At 60.3% G+C, this 16,826-nt stretch carries 16 protein-coding genes and 1 pseudogene; 9 read left to right on the top strand and 8 right to left on the bottom strand.

All coding sequences use genetic code 11. The features are described 5' to 3' along the window. A pseudogene (locus AB9K34_RS02340) lies at nucleotides 1-163 on the top strand (IS6 family transposase); the annotation flags it as partial. Nucleotides 164-200: 37 nt separating this feature from the next. On the opposite strand, the gene AB9K34_RS02345 reads toward AB9K34_RS02340, so the two are convergent. Then, on the bottom strand, nucleotides 201-449 hold the full coding sequence (locus AB9K34_RS02345; RefSeq protein WP_369952837.1) for a hypothetical protein: 249 nt from the start codon (nucleotides 447-449) through the stop codon (nucleotides 201-203). Between the two features lie 85 nt (nucleotides 450-534). On the opposite strand from AB9K34_RS02345, the gene AB9K34_RS02350 reads away from it, so the two are divergent. Beyond that, a complete protein-coding gene (locus AB9K34_RS02350) occupies nucleotides 535-1,251 on the top strand; it encodes a helix-turn-helix transcriptional regulator (protein WP_369952838.1) in 717 nt (238 codons plus the stop codon). A gap of 200 nt (nucleotides 1,252-1,451) precedes the next feature. After that, on the top strand, nucleotides 1,452-2,738 hold the full coding sequence (locus tag AB9K34_RS02355) for a lytic murein transglycosylase (RefSeq protein ID WP_369952901.1): 1,287 nt from the start codon (nucleotides 1,452-1,454) through the stop codon (nucleotides 2,736-2,738). Between the two features lie 71 nt (nucleotides 2,739-2,809). Here the strand turns inward: AB9K34_RS02355 and AB9K34_RS02360 are convergent, their stop codons facing one another. The 5 genes from AB9K34_RS02360 to AB9K34_RS02380 form a co-directional block, all read right to left on the bottom strand. Continuing rightward, on the bottom strand, nucleotides 2,810-3,988 hold the full coding sequence (locus AB9K34_RS02360; protein ID WP_369952839.1) for an ABC transporter permease: 1,179 nt from the start codon (nucleotides 3,986-3,988) through the stop codon (nucleotides 2,810-2,812). Between the two features lie 4 nt (nucleotides 3,989-3,992). Beyond that, nucleotides 3,993-5,267 (bottom strand): ABC transporter permease, encoded by a 1,275-nt coding sequence (locus AB9K34_RS02365; RefSeq protein WP_369952840.1) that lies wholly within the window; start codon nucleotides 5,265-5,267, stop codon nucleotides 3,993-3,995. Between the two features lie 100 nt (nucleotides 5,268-5,367). Then, nucleotides 5,368-6,471, bottom strand: coding sequence for an extracellular solute-binding protein (locus tag AB9K34_RS02370; RefSeq protein WP_369952841.1), 1,104 nt, complete (start codon nucleotides 6,469-6,471; stop codon nucleotides 5,368-5,370). Nucleotides 6,472-6,582: 111 nt separating this feature from the next. Continuing rightward, the gene (locus AB9K34_RS02375) at nucleotides 6,583-7,683 is read right to left on the bottom strand and encodes an ABC transporter ATP-binding protein (RefSeq protein WP_369952842.1); all 1,101 of its coding nucleotides are present in this window, start codon (nucleotides 7,681-7,683) and stop codon (nucleotides 6,583-6,585) included. Nucleotides 7,684-7,756: 73 nt separating this feature from the next. Next, nucleotides 7,757-7,981: a hypothetical protein gene (locus tag AB9K34_RS02380; protein WP_369952844.1), complete on the bottom strand. Its 225-nt coding sequence runs from the start codon at nucleotides 7,979-7,981 to the stop codon at nucleotides 7,757-7,759. On the opposite strand from AB9K34_RS02380, the gene argE reads away from it, so the two are divergent. Continuing rightward, complete coding sequence (gene argE, locus AB9K34_RS02385) at nucleotides 7,970-9,148, top strand: acetylornithine deacetylase (RefSeq protein WP_369952845.1); 1,179 nt, start codon at nucleotides 7,970-7,972, stop codon at nucleotides 9,146-9,148. The genes AB9K34_RS02380 and argE overlap by 12 nt on opposite strands. Nucleotides 9,149-9,194: 46 nt before the next feature. Here argE and AB9K34_RS02390 read toward each other — a convergent pair whose 3' ends face one another. Together AB9K34_RS02390 and AB9K34_RS02395 are read right to left on the bottom strand one after the other, a co-directional pair. Further along, on the bottom strand, nucleotides 9,195-10,592 hold the full coding sequence (locus tag AB9K34_RS02390; protein WP_369952846.1) for an aspartate aminotransferase family protein: 1,398 nt from the start codon (nucleotides 10,590-10,592) through the stop codon (nucleotides 9,195-9,197). Between the two features lie 64 nt (nucleotides 10,593-10,656). Continuing rightward, the gene (locus tag AB9K34_RS02395; protein ID WP_369952847.1) at nucleotides 10,657-11,337 is read right to left on the bottom strand and encodes a GntR family transcriptional regulator; all 681 of its coding nucleotides are present in this window, start codon (nucleotides 11,335-11,337) and stop codon (nucleotides 10,657-10,659) included. 145 nt (nucleotides 11,338-11,482) lie between these two features. Between AB9K34_RS02395 and AB9K34_RS02400 the strand changes: the two genes are divergently transcribed. The 5 genes from AB9K34_RS02400 to AB9K34_RS02420 all read left to right on the top strand — a co-directional run bounded on the left by AB9K34_RS02400 (nucleotide 11,483) and on the right by AB9K34_RS02420 (nucleotide 16,787). Further along, nucleotides 11,483-12,568 (top strand): polyamine ABC transporter substrate-binding protein, encoded by a 1,086-nt coding sequence (locus tag AB9K34_RS02400; RefSeq protein WP_369952848.1) that lies wholly within the window; start codon nucleotides 11,483-11,485, stop codon nucleotides 12,566-12,568. 70 nt (nucleotides 12,569-12,638) lie between these two features. Then, nucleotides 12,639-13,766: an ABC transporter ATP-binding protein gene (locus AB9K34_RS02405; protein ID WP_369952849.1), complete on the top strand. Its 1,128-nt coding sequence runs from the start codon at nucleotides 12,639-12,641 to the stop codon at nucleotides 13,764-13,766. Continuing rightward, complete coding sequence (locus AB9K34_RS02410; protein ID WP_369952902.1) at nucleotides 13,766-14,647, top strand: ABC transporter permease subunit; 882 nt, start codon at nucleotides 13,766-13,768, stop codon at nucleotides 14,645-14,647. The genes AB9K34_RS02405 and AB9K34_RS02410 overlap by 1 nt, the downstream gene beginning before the upstream one ends. Next, nucleotides 14,644-15,462, top strand: coding sequence for an ABC transporter permease (locus AB9K34_RS02415; protein ID WP_369952850.1), 819 nt, complete (start codon nucleotides 14,644-14,646; stop codon nucleotides 15,460-15,462). The genes AB9K34_RS02410 and AB9K34_RS02415 overlap by 4 nt, the downstream gene beginning before the upstream one ends. After that, nucleotides 15,459-16,787: an NAD(P)/FAD-dependent oxidoreductase gene (locus tag AB9K34_RS02420; protein WP_369952851.1), complete on the top strand. Its 1,329-nt coding sequence runs from the start codon at nucleotides 15,459-15,461 to the stop codon at nucleotides 16,785-16,787. Before AB9K34_RS02415 ends, AB9K34_RS02420 begins: the two co-directional genes overlap by 4 nt. The last annotated feature ends 39 nt before the right edge of the window (nucleotides 16,788-16,826 follow it).

The raw sequence follows: 16,826 nt of genomic DNA on the forward strand, positions 1-16,826 counted from the left end.
CAAGAGCGGCGCAAACCTGGCCGGCCTGCAGGCGGTGAACATGATCCTGAAATTCACCGGCGACGGCCGCCCGGTCGAGATCCGGCAGGTCAAATACCTGAACAACATCCTTGAACAGGATCACCGCTTCATCAAGCGCATTGCCCGCACGATGATGGGCTTCAATGAGCTCTGATGATGTGACCGTCCGCCTTTGTGGATCATCGCAGACCCACCTTGGCACATCGATGCCGTCGGGGGGCGGTCACATCATCAGAGCTTCTGTCAGGGATCAACCGCTCTTGTGTGCTCGGCACCGGCAGCTTGGCCAGCGGCATCTTGCGCAGGTCGTCGAAATCACGCCGGGACCAGTCGCGGCCTGACATTTTCAGCGGAGCGGCGGCCTTGACGCGAAACTGGCTGAGGCTGAATTGCCCTGATCCCGCCGGATAAGTGTATAGGACGAGCATCCATGGTCTCCTGTATGTGTGATTGTGCAGACCCTATCCGTTCTTGATGACAAAAACTGACATCAAGCCTATGCTAGACAGCAGGATGTCCCGAACTGCGCGCCTCTTTCAGTTGATGCAATGTCTGCGCAGCGGTGCGCCGCCACACACGGCGCACTCTCTGGCGCAGGACCTGAATATTTCGCCGCGCACCGTGCACCGAGATATTGATACGCTGCGCGGTTTGGGTGCGGTGATCGATGGCGCCGCGGGGTTCGGGTTCACCCTGATCGAGGATGCCACCTTGCCACCGCTCGGGTTCGAAAATGACGAGCTGGAAGCGCTGGTGCTGGGCTTGCGCGAGGTTGAACAGATCGGCGATCCGGATCTGGTTGCTGCCGCACGGTCGGCATTGAACAAGCTCCAGGCGCGTTTGCCATCCCGCCAATCGCATCGGTTGGCCCACGCGGTTCTCGCGGCGCGTCGTTTTTCCCGACCGGAAGCGCCTGCAATTGCCGTTTCGGAATTACGGCGGGCGACATGGGATGAGACCGCTGTCGAGTTTGCCTATTGCGACGCGCAGGGGGCGAGAACGCGCCGGCGTGTCGATCCGCTCGGCATAACCTATCTGGATCGCTCGACGATGCTGGTTGCATGGTGCCATTTGCGCCAGGATTTTCGGGCGTTCCGGTTGGACCGGATGCGTGACCTCGTCGTGACCGAGCAGAGCTTTCGTCCGCGGCGCATTCCATTGTTGCGCGAGGCGATTGCGCGGTTCCAGCAGCAGGACCGGACCTGCCAGGAGGGTGTGACCGGCGCCTGACGCAGAGCGGTCTGTCTTGTCATCTGTCGGGATCGATCCCCCCGCCGGCGTGTTTTCGCGCATTGGCCATTTCCCGCAGGACGGGAGAATGCCCCTGTTCCGGTATCCGGATTCGCGATAGTATCGGGCCAGAGCAGAACAAGAAAACCGGGGCAAAAACGATGTGCAACTGGAGGATCGCCGGGGTTCTTACCCTGGCCATGACAGGCGGCGTTCACGCGGGAACACAACAGGAGAGCGTCCGACCGGAAGGCAGACCGCAGGCCGAGGTGACGCGACTGGCAACCGCGAGCCTGACCTATTCGCTGCGCCCGACGGCGCGGCCGCAGACCATCAAGGCAAAGGAAACCCCCGTGCAGGAGAACACGTCGAACGGGGATTTTCAGATTTGGTTGCGCGAGTTCCGTACGCGCGCAATCGCGCAGGGGATCACGCCGCATGTTCTTGACGCCGCGTTTGACGGCGTGACCTATGATGCCGACATCATCCGGCGCGACCGCAACCAATCCGAGTTTTCCAAGGCGATCTGGGAATATCTCGACAGTGCAGTATCGGACACACGGTTGCGCAACGGCAAATCGGCGCTGAACCAGCACCGTGCCACGCTCGAAGCCATCGAGGCGCGCTATGGAGTGGAGAAAGAAGTCGTGGTTGCGGTCTGGGGCCTTGAAAGCGCCTATGGCAGCTATCGCGGCAGCACAGATATCGTCCGCGCGCTGGCGACGCTGGCATATGACGCCCGCCGCAGCGCGTTTTTCGAAGAGCAATTGATTGCGGCGTTGAAAATCCTGCAATCGGGTGACACGACGGCGCGCAAGATGACCGGCAGCTGGGCAGGGGCGATGGGTCATACTCAGTTCATGCCGACATCCTATCTGGATTACGCGGTGGATTTCACCGGGGATGGCAAACGCGATATCTGGTCGGATGATCCCAGCGATGCGCTGGCGTCCACGGCGGCTTATCTCGCCCGGTTCGGCTGGACCAGTGGCCAACCCTGGGGCGTGGAAGTGACGCTTCCACAAGGGTTCGATTTCCGGCTGGCGGATCGCAAGATCAGGAAACCTGTTTCCCACTGGGCGCGCATGGGTGTGGCGGGCGTCAACGGCGCGATCGCGGATCACGGGCCGGCATCGCTGTTGCTGCCCGCAGGGGGCAAGGGCCCAGCATTTCTGATCTTCCAGAATTTCGCGGTGATCGAACGTTACAATTCCGCCGATGCCTACGTGATCGGTGTCGGACATCTGTCTGACCGTATCGCCGGGAGACCGCCCATTCAGGCGAACTGGCCGCGCAGCGATCGTGCGCTGACCCTGAGCGAACGCAAGGAAATGCAACAACGGCTGACCGACAAGGGGTTTGATACGCAGGGCGTGGATGGCCGCATCGGGCCGCTGACCATCGATGCGGTCCGGGCCTATCAGGTGGCTTCGGGGCTGACGCCTGATGGATATGCGTCAATGAACCTGCTGAAACGTCTGCGCTGACAGCCAAAGAAACAAATCGGGCCGCGCAATGCGGCCCGAAAAGCTATTGCGCAAGAGGTTCGGACCTCGTGTCAAACCGGACTCATCCCGCGCAGACGTTCCGAGCGGCGACGGAGCAGTTCAACAACCGTCAGCAGGGCGATCGACACCACCACGAGGATCGTCGCAACCGCGAGGATCGTCGGGCTGATCTGTTCGCGCAGACCCGTGAACATCTGCCAGGGCAGCGTCTTTTGCCCGGCAGAGCCGACAAAGAGCACGACGACGACTTCATCAAACGAAGTGATGAACGCAAAGAGCCCGCCCGAAATCACCCCCGGCAGGATGAGGGGCATCTGTACGCGGAAAAACGTCGTGACCGGGTTGGCCCCCATATTTGCCGCAGCCCGCGTCAGCGACCGGTCAAACCCGACCAGGGTGGCGGTGACGGTGATGATGACAAAGGGAATGCCCAGAGCGGCATGGGCCAGCACGACACCAAGATAGGTGCCCTGCAACCCGATGCGCGAGTAGAAGAAGTACATGCCGGCCGCCGAGATGATCAGCGGCACGATCATCGGTGAAATCAGGATCGCCATGATCGCGCGCCGGAACGGCACATGCGGTTGGCTGAGGCCGATAGCGGCGAGCGTGCCGAAGCTGACCGAGAGGAATGTCGCGACCGGCGCAATCAGCAACGAGTTGCGCAGCGCGTTCTGCCAATCGGAATTGGTAAAGAAGTCTTCGTAATGCTTGAGCGAATATCCCGCAGGATCAAAGCGCAGCATTTCCGGGGTGAAGGTAAAGAAGTTTTCGGCGTTGAAGCTGAGCGGTATGACCACGAGGATCGGCGTGATCAGGAAAACGAAGATCGCGCCGCAGATCACGCGGAAGGCAAAATGCCACAGGACCTGGCCGGGCGTGAGGTAGGGTGCGATCTTGGCGCGATAGCGTCCCTCGAATAGCCAGAAGGTAAACCATCCGAAGAACCAGCCGAACAGCGCCCCGATCACCGCGCCCGGGATGCCGCCAATCGCAAACCCGGCGAGAAGCATCAGTATGACGAGACCCCAACGGGATGCCTTTTCCTGCCCGATGACGCTGGTCATCAGGAAGGCGACCGCCGCCATCAGGGCCGCGCCCAGGACGATGCCGAGAAGCGAATTGTCCTGTGCCGTGCCCACCAGAAGCCCCGCGAACGCGCCGGTCAGCGCCACGACAGGGACATAGAAGGAGGCGGGGGTCCGTGAAATTGGTGTCAGAGCGGCCATCGCCTCAACCTCCCAGCTTGACGTTATCGATGCCGACGATCTTGTCGTAGACGTAATAGAGCAGCAGGACCACGGCCAGCAGGATCGCCCCGAGCGCCGCCGCCAGACCCCAGTTCAGCGAACTCGAGATGTGATAGGCGATACGGTTCGAAATGAACGTACCGGTATTGCCGCCCACGATTTCCGGCGTGATATAATATCCGATGGACAGGATGAAGACGAGGATCGAGCCGGCGCCGATGCCGGGCACCGATTGCGGGAAGTAGACCCGCCAGAACGCGGTCCAGTTGGTCGCCCCCATGGACTTGGCCGCGCGCAGATAGCTTGGCTGGATTGTCTGCATCACCGAATACATCGGCAGGATCATGAAGGGCAGCAGGATATGCGTCATCGCAACGATCGTGCCGAACTGGTTGTTGATCATCACCAGCCGCGCGTCATCTGCAACCAGCCCGAGCCACACCAGGGTGTCATTTATCACCCCCTGTTGCTGCAACATGACTTTCCACGCCGATGTCCGCACCAGCAGCGACGTCCAGAAGGGCAGCAACACGAGGATCATCAGCAGGTTCGATGTGCGCGTCGGAAGGTTGGCCAGAAGCCAGGCGACCGGGTATCCCAGTATGATGCAGGACATCGTGATCACCAGGCTCATGAACAGGGTGCGGCCGAACAGCATCATGTAAATCTGCTGGTTCTCCGGGCGCGCCTCGGGTCCGTCGGGGCCTTTGCGCATGTCAACGGCGTTCAGGAAATAACCGTTGGTATATTTGGGAGAGTAGGTCTGGATCGTCTCCCAGATCGCAACCTCGCCCCATTTCCGGTCGATATCGGAAAACGCTTCCTTGAACGACGTGTCGCTTTCCAAATCCATGCGCTTAACCTTGCGCCCGCTCTTGCGGAACAGCGAGGATGCGCCGGTCAATTCATAATTCAGGCGCGAACCCAGCCTGGTGTGCGTCTTGTCTTCGACCGCGACCTTCAGGTCGGCGGCGAGCGCCCTGTATACGGCTTCGTCGGGAGCCTCGCCGGTGGTCGGATCCCAGTCGGCGAGCGCCACGACAGTTTGCGGCAGGGTTTCGGAGACAATCTGGTTTTCGACCGAGCGGAACAGCATGTCCGCGATCGGGGCGATGAAGGTGATCAGAACGAACAGCAGCAAGGGCGCGATCAATGCAAGTGCGCGCATCTTCTGAAGTCTGAGCGCTCGTGCCAGGCTGCGTTTGAGGGGTGTGGCGTCAGCGGCGAGTACCGGACCGGAAGTCGATTGATCGCTCATGGTAATGTTCCTTGCTGGGCGGCCGTCGGGCGTGCGCGACACGCCAGGCACCGGTCCGAGGGCGGGATACCGCCCCCGGAAGAGGTTTCAGGTCAGCGGCTTACTTGGCCAGCCATGCCTGGAACTTGGCGTCGATGTCGTCGCGGTAGTCGGCCCAGAACTCATAGTTGTAGAGGAATGTGTTCTTGGCATTTGCCGGATCGGTCGGCATGTGCGGCGCCATGTCGATGCCGAGTTCGGCATGTTGCCCGACCAGCGGTGCCGAAGATGCGCGTGCGGGACCGTAGCTGATATACTTGGCCTGATCCGCGAGACGCTGCGTGTCTGTCGCGAACATGATGTAGTCCAGAGCCCGGGCCAGACGCTCTTCGGAAAGACCAGTGGGAATGATCCAGCCGTCAAGATCGAACACCTGCGCATCCCAGAGCATCGCAACCGGTTGCTTTTGCTCTTCGATCACGCTGAACAGGCGGCCGTTATAGGTCGAACCCATGACAACTTCGCCATCGGCGAGAAGCTGGGGCGTGTCGGCCCCCGCAGACCACCAGATCACGTCGTCCTTGATGGTGTCGAGCTTGGCAAGCGCCTGTTCCTGGCCTTCCGCGGTGGCGAGCACGTCATAGACGTCTTCCTTGGCTACGCCGTCACACAGCAGCGCCCATTCCATATTGTTGATCGGACGCTTTTCCAGCGAACGCTTGCCGGGATAGGTTTCGGTGTCGAAGACATCACAGATGTCATCCGGAGGCGTGTCACCGACAAGATCGGTGCGATAGCCAAAGGCCGTGGAATAGACGATCTGGGGGATGAAGCACTCGGAAACCAGCAGGTTGCCGAAATCATCCGCAGCGGACGTACCATCCGGCGCGGCGGCAAGTTGTGTGTCCGGGTCGATTTCCATCGCCAGGCCTTCATCGCAAAGACGGATGGCATCCGAGGCCACGACGTCGACGACATCCCATGTCACGTTACCCGCTTCGTTCATCGCGCGCAGCTTGGCCACCGCTTCGGCCGAGCTTTCGTCATTGATGATCTTGACGCCGGTCTTTTCCATGTAAGGCTCGTGATAGGCCTTTTGCTGCGAGTTGGAATAGGCTCCGCCCCAACTGACGATGGTCATCTCGTCGACCATGTCCTGAGCGCTCGCCATGCCGCCAGCAAGGGCCAGCGCCGTGGTCGCCATGAGTAGGTTCATAGGTTTCATTCGTGATTTCTCCCTGTGGTTTTCCTGTGGTTGGGGTGGATTGGGTCGGTGTAGCAAGCCCGCGCCCACCCGATTGCATCGCCACAATGATCACGGCGACGCCTCTGTCCGCTACGCATCAAGCGCACGGCAATCCTGGGGCAGCCAGCCGATTTCGATCTGGGTGCCCGGTTGGAGCCGGACCTGGTCCGGCGCGTTCCGGGTCTTGATGATGAACTCATCATTCCCGGCAACCTTGAGCCGGGTCCGGAAAATGTCACCCATATAGATGAACTCCATGACCTCGGCCTTGAGGGTGTGAACGCCTTCCTGAAGGCGCTCCTTGTTGTATTCCACACGTTCCGGTCGGATCGACACGCGGGTCCGCTCGCCCGGTTTGCTGACATTGACCGGTTTGCAGTCGATCAATTCGCCATCATCCAGCCGGACGAGTGCGACGTCGCCGTTGATCTCCTTGACGACACCTTCCAGAGTGTTGTTTTCGCCGATGAACTGCGCGACAAAGCTGTTTTCGGGCTGTTCATAAAGCGTGTCGGGCGGCGCGAGCTGCTGAATGCGCCCGTCATCGAAAACCGCTACGCGGTCAGACATCGTCAGTGCTTCGGTCTGATCGTGGGTCACGTAGACGACGGTGATCCCGAGATTGTCGGCAATCCGCTTGATTTCGAACTGCATGTGTTCGCGCAACTGCTTGTCGAGCGCGCCCAGCGGTTCGTCCATCAGGACCAGTTCGGCTTCGAAAACCAGCGCCCGCGCAAGCGCGATACGCTGTTGCTGTCCGCCCGAGAGCTGTGCGGGGCGACGGCCGCCAAACTCACCCATCTGTACCATGTCGAGCACGCGCTTGACCTTGGCTTCGCGCTCGGATTTTCCCATCTTGCGCACTTCCAGCGGAAAGCTCAGATTTTCGGCGACCGTCATATGCGGGAACAGGGCGTAATTCTGGAATACCATCCCGATGCCGCGTTTATGCGGCGGGATGTTGTTGATCGACTCACCGTCCAGCCGGATGTCGCCATGAGTGGCAGTTTCGAACCCGGCCAGCATCATGAGGCATGTCGTCTTGCCGGATCCCGACGGGCCGAGCATGGTCAGAAACTCACCCTTGGGCATGACAAGGTTCAAATCCTTGACGACGAGATTCTCGCCGTCATAGCTCTTTTGGACGCGTTCAAACTCAACGAACGCGTCAGACGAATGTGTGTTGGCCAAATTGGCTCCCCTTGGACTTCCCGCAGATTGTTCTGCTGTTTTCTGGAAAAAAGTTAAACACAGAGCATGCCGGTCATGCAACCAATTCGCCCAAGAATACGGTTTTGGTCGTAAATTCATGGGGAAGCGCAGCAACAATGAGCGCATTTGCGCGGGAATTGACCGGCAAATTGACTTGTTGTTCATATCTGTTTGGATAGGCTTGATTGAGACCGGAGCGCGCGATCATGACTGACATTACCGGCTTGGCGGTTGCCGCCGTACAGACCGTTTCGCCAGAATGCCGATGAAAAAGCATCTTGGGGAAACCCTCCGGTATCTGGAGCGGCTGGTATCCTATCCGACCGTTTCCTCCGACAGCAACCGCCTGATGGTCGCCGATCTCGCCGCACGGCTGGAGGATGCGGGTGCGCGGGTCGAACTGCTTGAAACACCGGACGGGAAAAAGGCAAATCTGTTCGCAACACTTGGCCCGGATGTACCCGGCGGTATCGTGTTGTCCGGTCATACCGATGTTGTTCCCGTGGCGGATCAGGACTGGACCAGCGATCCGTTCGAGTTGCGCGAAGTCGGCGGAGCGTTGTTTGGCCGCGGCACCTGCGACATGAAAGGTTTCATCGCAGCAGCGACTGTGCTGGCACCAGAGTTCGCGAAACAACAGTTGCGGCGACCGGTCCATTTCGCCTTTACCTATGACGAAGAGGTCGGTTGCCTGGGCGCGCGTGCCCTTGTCCCGGCGTTGCAGGAACGCGGCATCAGGCCGGCAATGGCGATCATCGGCGAGCCGACGGGCATGCAGGTGATCGAGGGGCACAAGGGATGTTGCGAATATACGGTGCGTTTCAGCGGCCTGGAAGGACATGGCTCTGCACCGCATCGCGGAGTCAACGCGGTGGAATACGCGGTGCGATATGTGGCCGAACTGATGCAGTTGCGCGGCGAACTGATGATGCGCGCCCCGGAGGACAGCCGGTTCGAGCCGCCCTGGACCACGATCAACGTTGGGCGGATCACAGGTGGCGTCGCCCATAACGTGATTGCGGGCAAGGCCGAGGTGGATTGGGAAATGCGCCCGGTTCAGGATGGCGATGCGGCGTTCGTCAAGACGGCGATGCAGCGGGTTGTCGATACCGAACTGCTGCCGATGATGCGCACGATCCGTCCGGAGGCAGATATCGTCACAGAGGTGGTGGGCGAGGTGGCCGGTCTGCAGGTGATGGCAGAGAACGCCGCGCGTGACCTGCTGGCGTCACTGCTCGGAGCCAACGGCGCGGATGTGGTTCCGTTCGGCACCGAAGCCGGTCTGTTTCAGCAGATGGGTATGTCGGTCGCGGTCTGTGGCCCCGGTTCAATCGAGCAGGCCCACAAACCGGATGAATTCCTGCGCATCGAGCAACTCGAGAAATGCCTGGACATGCTTCTCGGCCTCGCCCGTTCGCGGGTGCTGCTGCAGGACCCTCGGTGAAAGCAGGCAGTGGGGGCGACCCGATGATCCGCCCCCCGGAACCAGATCAGGACGCCGGTTTAAGCAGCCCCTGTTCCTTGATTTCGGCATGGCACTCATCCAGCGCGCGTTTCGCGCGCGTGATCAGCGTGTCAATTTCGTCCGGTGTGATGACCAGCGGCGGCGATACCACCATCCGATCGCCCACATGGCGCATCACCAGGTTATTGGCGAAACACCGTTCGCGACAGATCAGCCCGACGCTGCCCTCGTCCGCAGCGAACCTGGCCCGGCTCTCCTTGTTCGGGGTCAACGCGATAGAACCCATCAGCCCGACCATCCGGGCGTCGCCGACAATCGGGTGCTCTCCCAACGTGGCCCATTTCTCCTGCATGTAGGGTGCGGCCACGTCACGGACGTGTTCGATCAGGTTCTCCTCTTCGAGGATGCGCAGGTTCTCCAGCGCGATGGCGGATGCAACGGGATGCCCGGAATAGGTATAGCCGTGATTGAATTCGCCGCTGCCAATGACATTGGCCACCTCGTCGCTGACGATCGATCCGCCGATCGGCGCATAGCCCGAGCTCAACCCCTTGGCGACGGTCATGATGTCGGGACGAATGCCCAGCGTTTCGCTGCCGAACCAGTTGCCCGTGCGACCAAAACCGCAAATCACCTCGTCGGCGATGAGCAGGATCTCGTGTTTGTCGCAAATCCGCTGGATCTCGGGCCAATAGGTTTCGGGCGGAATGATCACGCCACCGGCGCCCTGGATCGGCTCGGCTATGAAGGCTGCGACGCGATCCTCGCCAAGTTCGTTGATGGCGCTTTCCAGCTCGCGGGCGCGGGCAAGGCCGAACTCTTCGGGCGTGCTGTCGCCGCCTTCCGCCCACCAGTGCGGCTGGTTTATATGGTGAATGTCGGGGATCGGCATGCCGCCCTGCGCGTGCATATATGTCATTCCGCCCAGGCTGCCGCTGCCCACCGACGAGCCGTGATAGGCGTTCTTGCGACTGATGATGATCGATTTCGACGGCTTCCCCTTCATTGCCCAGTAGGTGCGCACCATGCGGATGTTCGTGTCATTCGCTTCGGAACCGGACCCGGCAAAAAACACGTGGTTCAGATCGCCCGGTGCAAGCTCCGCCAGCTTGTTGGCGAGTGCGATGGCGGGCACATGGGTGGTTTGAAAAAACGTGTTGTAATAGGGCAATTCGCGGATTTGCCGCGCCGCCGCCTCGGCCAGTTCCTCGCGGCCATAGCCGACATTCACGCACCAGAGGCCAGCCATCCCGTCGAGGATCTCGTTGCCCTCGCTGTCGGTGAGAGTCACGCCCTTGGCCCGGGTGATGACCCTGGCGCCCTTTTCAGCCAGTTCGCCGCCGGCAGTGAACGGGTGCATGTGATGAGCGGCGTCAAGCGCCTGCAACTCGGCCGTTGGCAGATGATTCGTTATGGCGTTCATGGCGCTGTCTCCCGAAATTAGGTCTGAATTCAAAATATGATCAAATTTCGCGCTGTCAATCGAATCAGTTGTCTTCCGCCAGTACCGCGGCAACCTTTTCCATGCCCTGCGCGATGTCCTGAACCAATGCGTTCGCCACGTCATCGGCATCGCCACTGCGCAGCGCGGTCAGGATGTCCTTGTGTCGGTCCGGCAGACTCTGGGTGCCGAACCAGCCGCAGACCACGCGCAGCGAGGGCCCGAAACGCAGCCACAACCGGTCGGCGATCTCGGCCATGACAGGTGCGTCGGCAAAGGCATAGAGTGTCGAATGAAACTGGTAATTTCCCCGCAGGTAACCGGCGATGTCGCCACTGGAAATGGCATGGTCCAGGGCTGTATCAATGGCGGCCAGATGATTGATGTCTGCGACCGAAATATTCTTGACAGCCCGTCGTGATAGCTCTTTCTCTACTGTTTTTCTTACGAAAATTATCTGTTCCGCGTCTTCGGCCCTTAGCCTCGGAACACTTACCCGGCGATTTCCCTGAAACACGAGGGCGCCCTCGGAGATCAGCCTGCGAATCGCTTCTCGTACCGGCGTCATCCCGGCGCCAAGTGACGCCGTCAGCCCCTGAATGGTGACCGCCTGACCGGGAGCCATTTCGCCGAACAGGATCTGTTCGCGCAATTGCTGATAGACGAGCTCATGCGCCGGAATTTGCGCGGGTCTGACCGGCGCCCGGCTTGCTGTGTTTTTCACCATCGTTCCCCGCCCGTTTCATGTGCATGCCGGGAATTCTTGCACCTTTCATTGTGGCATGAAAGCATATCTATGATTGCCAAAGAAGGAAAAACTTGATCAAATGTTGCAGGTCGGAGGCAATCCGGCAGTCCAAGGGGAGATATTCATGATAATGCGAACGGTGACACTCACTGCGGTTCTGGCACTTGGCGCCAATGCGCTCATGGCCGACGAGGTCCGGGTCTACAACTGGTCAGACTATATCGACGAAGAACTGTTGACCAAGTTCGAGGAAGAAACCGGGATCGACCTGATCTACGACGTCTTTGACAGCAACGAGGTTCTGGAAACCAAGATGCTCGCGGGCGGCTCGGGCTATGATGTCGTGGTGCCATCGGGCACGTTCCTGCAGCGGCAGATCGCGGCGGGCGCGTTCCAGAAACTCGATCCGGAAAAGCTCCCCAATCTCGAAAACATGTGGAACGTGGTGTCCGAGCGGACCGAGCAATACGACCCCGAGAACGCCTATTCCATCAACTATATGTGGGGAACGACCGGAATTGGCGTGAATATCGGCAAGGTTCGCGAATTGCTTGGCGACGATGCGCCGGTGAATTCGCTGGAGCTGGTCTTCAACCCCGCGAACATGGAAAAGCTGTCGGAGTGCGGGGTGCACTTTCTCGATGCGCCGGCGGAAATGATTCCGATGGCGTTGAAATATCTGGGCGAGGACCCCGACAGCCATGACCCGGATGTGATCCAGCGCGCCGAAGAGGTATTTGCACCGGTTCGTCCCTACATCCAGAAATTCCACAGCTCGGAATACGTGAACGCGCTGGCCAATGGCGACATTTGCGTCGCGGTCGGCTGGTCCGGTGACATCCTTCAGTCGCGCGATCGGGCAGCCGAGGCGGATAACGGCGTTGAAATCGAATATCACGCGGCCAAGGAAGGCGCGCAGATGTGGTTCGACCAGATGGCGATCCCGGTGGACGCGCCGAATCCTGACGCTGCGCACGTCTTCCTGAACTTCATCATGGACGCCGAGAACATGGCGGCCGCGTCGAACTATGTTTACTACGCGAACGGCAACAAGGCGTCGCAGGACTTCCTGATCGAGGATGTGATCGGCGATCCGGCGATCTATCCGGACGAGGCGACCCTGTCGAACCTGTTCACCACCACGCCTTACCCCGCCAAGGTTCAGCGTGTGGTGACCCGCCTCTGGACCAAGATCAAGTCGGGCACCTGAATCCGATACCAGCGAGGCGGGTCATCTGACCCGCCTTTTTTGTGAACTCTCGATCCGGGGGAGGGCAACCTTGCAAGCCATCGAATTTGAACCGTGGGACGATCCGCAGCAGAAGCCGCTGATCCGCTTTCAGAATGTCACCAAACGTTTTGGCGATTTTACCGCCATTGACGATCTGTCACTTGATATCTTCGAGAAGGAATTCTTTGCGCTCCTTGGGCCGTCCGGATGTGGCAAGACCACGATGATGCGGATGCTGGGCGGGTTCGAGACCCCCACGAAGGGTCGCATCGAACTGGCGGGCAAGGATATCGGGCCGGTGCCGCCCAACAAGCGCGCGGTCAACATGATGTTCCAATCCTATGCGCTGTTTCCGCATCTCTCGATCTGGGACAACATCGCATTCGGGCTGCGGCGCGACAAGAAGCCCAAGGACGAGATAGACCGCCGCGTCGAAGAAATGCTCAAGTTGACGCGGCTGGAGAAATTCGCCCGTCGCAAACCGCACCAGATTTCGGGCGGCCAGCGCCAGCGCGTGGCGCTGGCCCGTTCGCTGGCCAAGGCGCCGAAATTGCTGCTGCTGGATGAACCGCTGGGCGCGCTCGACAAGAAGCTGCGACAGGACACCCAGTTCGAGCTGATGGACATTCAGGAAACCACCGGCACAACATTTGTCATCGTTACCCATGACCAGGAAGAGGCGATGACGGTGGCCAGCCGGGTTGCCGTGATGGACGAAGGCCGGTTGATCCAGGTTGAGACGCCCGCGCGGATCTATGAAACCCCGAACAGTGTCTATGTCGCGGATTTCATCGGTGATGTGAACATCATCAACGGCGAGGCAACCGCCATTGGCGAAGAGCGGTATCGTATCACATGGGGCGATGCTCTGCCGCCGCTGGTGGCGACCTCTGCCAAGCCGTTTTCCGATGGGCAGACCTGTCATCTGGCGATCCGCCCGGAAAAGGTGACGATTTCAACCGAGAAACCGCAAGAGGCGGATAACGCGGTTCAGGGCAAGGTGCTGGACATTGCCTATCTGGGCAACCTCTCGACATACCATGTCGAGTTGCCGACCGGCACAATCATCAAGGCGCAGACCGCGAATACCCGGCGGATTGCGCGGCGTAACATCACATGGGAAGACCCGGTCTGGCTGTCCTGGACGGCGACGGCCGGTGTCATGCTGGCGGAATGATGCGCCGGTTTGCCCTGATCGCGGTCCCGTACCTGTGGCTGTTGCTGCTGTTTCTGGTGCCCTTTGTCATCGTCCTGAAAATCTCGCTTTCGGACACTGCGCTGGCGATTCCGCCCTATACCCCGACGCTTGACTGGGCCGAGGGTCTTGGCACGTTCTTCAGCCAACTGGATGTCGAGAACTTCATCTGGCTGACCCAGGATGACCTGTATTGGCGGGCCTATCTGAGCAGCCTCGTGATTGCCGTGGTGTCGACGGCGCTGACCCTGATGATCGGCTATCCGATGGCCTATGGCATGGCCCGCGCGCCAGAGGAATGGCGTCCGACGCTGATGATGCTGGTGATCCTGCCGTTCTGGACCAGCTTTCTGATCCGGGTCTATGCTTGGATGGGTATCCTGAGCAACGAGGGATTCCTCAACCAGTTCCTGTTGTGGATCGGCATGATCGACACGCCGCTGACCATCCTGAACACCAATACCGCCGTCTATATCGGGATCGTCTATACCTATCTGCCGTTCATGATCCTGCCGATCTATGCGGCACTCGACCGGATGGACGGATCGCTGATCGAGGCGGCCGAGGATCTGGGATGTTCGCGCCTGTCGGCGTTCTGGCTGGTCACCGTGCCGCTGTCTCGCAACGGGATCATCGCGGGGTGCTTTCTGGTGTTCATCCCGGCGCTTGGCGAATTCGTGATCCCGTCGCTCCTGGGCGGTTCTGGCACGCTGATGATCGGCAAGGTTCTTTGGGAAGAGTTTTTCTCGAATCGTGACTGGCCGGTGGCGTCCGCGGTCGCGGTGGTGTTGCTGCTGATCCTCGTGGTGCCGATCGTGCTGTTCCAGCGCAACCAGCAAAAACAGTCGGAGGCAGAAACATGATGCGCCTTAGCTGGTTCAACGTGGTGTCGCTGACACTTGGCTTCGTTTTTCTCTACCTGCCGATGGTCATCCTCGTGATCTTCAGCTTCAACGAAAGCAAGCTGGTCACCGTCTGGGCGGGTTTCTCGACCAAGTGGTATGGCGAACTGTTGCAGAACGAAGCCTTTCTGAACGCCGCCTGGGTCACGCTCAAGGTGGCCGTGATGTCTTCCACACTTGCCACGGCGCTTGGAACGATGGCCGCCTATGTTCTTGTGCGGGGTGGGCGGTTCTTTGGGCGCACCCTGTTCTCTGGCATGATCTATGCGCCGCTCGTCATGCCCGAGGTCATCACCGGCCTGTCGCTTCTGCTGCTGTTCATCGGCATCGGGCTGGACAGGGGCGTCATGACCATCGTGCTCGCGCATACGACGTTTTCGATGTGCTATGTCTCGGTGGTGGTGTCCTCGCGGCTCGTCACCTTCGATCGTTCGCTCGAAGAGGCGGCGCTCGATCTCGGCTGTTCCCCTGCCGAGGCGTTTCGGCTGGTGACGCTGCCGATCATCGCTCCGGCTGTGATCTCCGGCTGGCTGCTGGCGTTCACCCTGTCGCTGGATGATCTGGTGATTGCCTCTTTCACATCCGGCCCGTCGGCGACAACGCTTCCGATCAAGATTTTCTCGGCTGTCCGGTTGGGAGTCAGTCCGGAGATCAACGCGCTGTCGACCCTGATGATCGGGATCGTCACCGTCGGTGTCATCGCGGCGTCGCTGGTTTCCAAGCAAAGCATGATCCGGCAAAAGCGTGAAGAGCAGCAGGCCGCGCGCGCACAATGAGGCGGATTTTTCCGGCTTTTACCTATGGTCCGGGCCCGCGAAACGGATGCTGGTGGGATGAAACCATCGCAGCGCCCGACTGGCCCGTGCTGGAGCAGGATGGAAGGGTCGATGTGGCGATTGTCGGCGGCGGGTTCACTGGCGTGTCGGCGGCCTATCATCTGGCGCGGGAGGGAGCCGCCGTTGCCGTTCTCGAAGCGGAAACCCCCGGATGGGGCGCCTCGGGGCGGAACGGCGGGTTCTGCTGTCTTGGCGGGGCGAAAACGTCGGACGCGGCGCTGACGCGGCAATTCGGAGAGCACGGCGCACGGAGCTACCGCGATGCAGAATACGCGGCTGTCAGATTGGTCGATCAACTGATCGAGACACTGGGCATCGACGTGGATCGGCATTCGCAGGGCGAGACCCTGCTGGCGCATCGCCCGCGCGACATGGAGCGCATGAAGCGCGAGGCCGGCGACCTGACGCGCGACGGCGATCCGGAACCCATCCTGATCGAAGCGGCCGATCTGGCCGATCACGGCATGAACGGGCCGTTTCACGGCGCGCTGACGACCCCGGTGGGTTTTGCCCTGAACCCGCGAAAATACCTGTTCGGGCTGGCGGATGCCGCGCAGAGGCAAGGGGCGCATCTGTATCAGAAAAGTCCGGTCACCGATTTGCGGCGCGAGGGCTCCGCGTGGCACGTGAAGACGCCGCGGGGCGTCCTTGCCGCCGATACGGTGATCGTCGCAACCAACGGATACTCCAGCGAGGACATACCGCACTGGATGACGGGCCGATACCTGCCCAGTCAGTCCAACGTGATCGTGACGCGCCCGCTCACCGACGCCGAACTTGCGGCACAAGGCTGGCACAGCGGCCAGATGGCCTATGACACGCGCAATCTGCTGCATTATTTCCGCCTGATGCCGGATCGGCGCTTTCTTTTTGGTCTGCGTGGCGGCCTGCGGTCTTCTCCATCGGCAGAGGCGCAGGCGCGGCGGCGCAACCGGCGTGATTTCGAGCGGATGTTTCCCGCGTGGAAAGAGGTGCCTTCGGTGCATCAATGGTCCGGTCTGGTCTGCCTGTCGCGCCGGCGTGTGCCGTTCGTCGGGGCGATTCCGGAACAGAGCGGGCTGCTCGCGGGATTTGCCTATCATGGCAACGGTGTCGCAATGGGCAGCTATGTGGGCCGCCTGCTGGCCGACCTCGCGCTGTCGAAGCGGTCCGAACTGCCATATTCCACTGCCATGTCCGCATTGCCACCGCGCTTTCCGCTGGGTGGGTTGCGACGGCTTCTGATGCCTGCCGCTTATCTGTATTACGGGATTTGCGATCTCTGAGAGGTGCGGGCAACGCGTTGACAGACGTGGCGGGAGTGT

This window comes from Sedimentitalea sp. XS_ASV28 (assembly GCF_041224545.1).
Classification (GTDB): Bacteria; Pseudomonadota; Alphaproteobacteria; order Rhodobacterales; family Rhodobacteraceae; genus Sedimentitalea.

Coding starts and splice junctions, on each gene's coding strand:
- AB9K34_RS02345 (WP_369952837.1), bottom strand. CDS start 449: ATGCTCGTCCTATACACTTATCCGGCGGGATCAGGGCAATTCAGCCTC.
- AB9K34_RS02350 (WP_369952838.1), top strand. CDS start 535: ATGTCCCGAACTGCGCGCCTCTTTCAGTTGATGCAATGTCTGCGCAGC.
- AB9K34_RS02355 (WP_369952901.1), top strand. CDS start 1,452: ATGACAGGCGGCGTTCACGCGGGAACACAACAGGAGAGCGTCCGACCG.
- AB9K34_RS02360 (WP_369952839.1), bottom strand. CDS start 3,988: ATGGCCGCTCTGACACCAATTTCACGGACCCCCGCCTCCTTCTATGTC.
- AB9K34_RS02365 (WP_369952840.1), bottom strand. CDS start 5,267: ATGAGCGATCAATCGACTTCCGGTCCGGTACTCGCCGCTGACGCCACA.
- AB9K34_RS02370 (WP_369952841.1), bottom strand. CDS start 6,471: ATGAAACCTATGAACCTACTCATGGCGACCACGGCGCTGGCCCTTGCT.
- argE (WP_369952845.1), top strand. CDS start 7,970: ATGAAAAAGCATCTTGGGGAAACCCTCCGGTATCTGGAGCGGCTGGTA.
- AB9K34_RS02380 (WP_369952844.1), bottom strand. CDS start 7,981: ATGCTTTTTCATCGGCATTCTGGCGAAACGGTCTGTACGGCGGCAACC.
- AB9K34_RS02390 (WP_369952846.1), bottom strand. CDS start 10,592: ATGAACGCCATAACGAATCATCTGCCAACGGCCGAGTTGCAGGCGCTT.
- AB9K34_RS02395 (WP_369952847.1), bottom strand. CDS start 11,337: ATGGTGAAAAACACAGCAAGCCGGGCGCCGGTCAGACCCGCGCAAATT.
- AB9K34_RS02400 (WP_369952848.1), top strand. CDS start 11,483: ATGATAATGCGAACGGTGACACTCACTGCGGTTCTGGCACTTGGCGCC.
- AB9K34_RS02410 (WP_369952902.1), top strand. CDS start 13,766: ATGCGCCGGTTTGCCCTGATCGCGGTCCCGTACCTGTGGCTGTTGCTG.
- AB9K34_RS02415 (WP_369952850.1), top strand. CDS start 14,644: ATGATGCGCCTTAGCTGGTTCAACGTGGTGTCGCTGACACTTGGCTTC.
- AB9K34_RS02420 (WP_369952851.1), top strand. CDS start 15,459: ATGAGGCGGATTTTTCCGGCTTTTACCTATGGTCCGGGCCCGCGAAAC.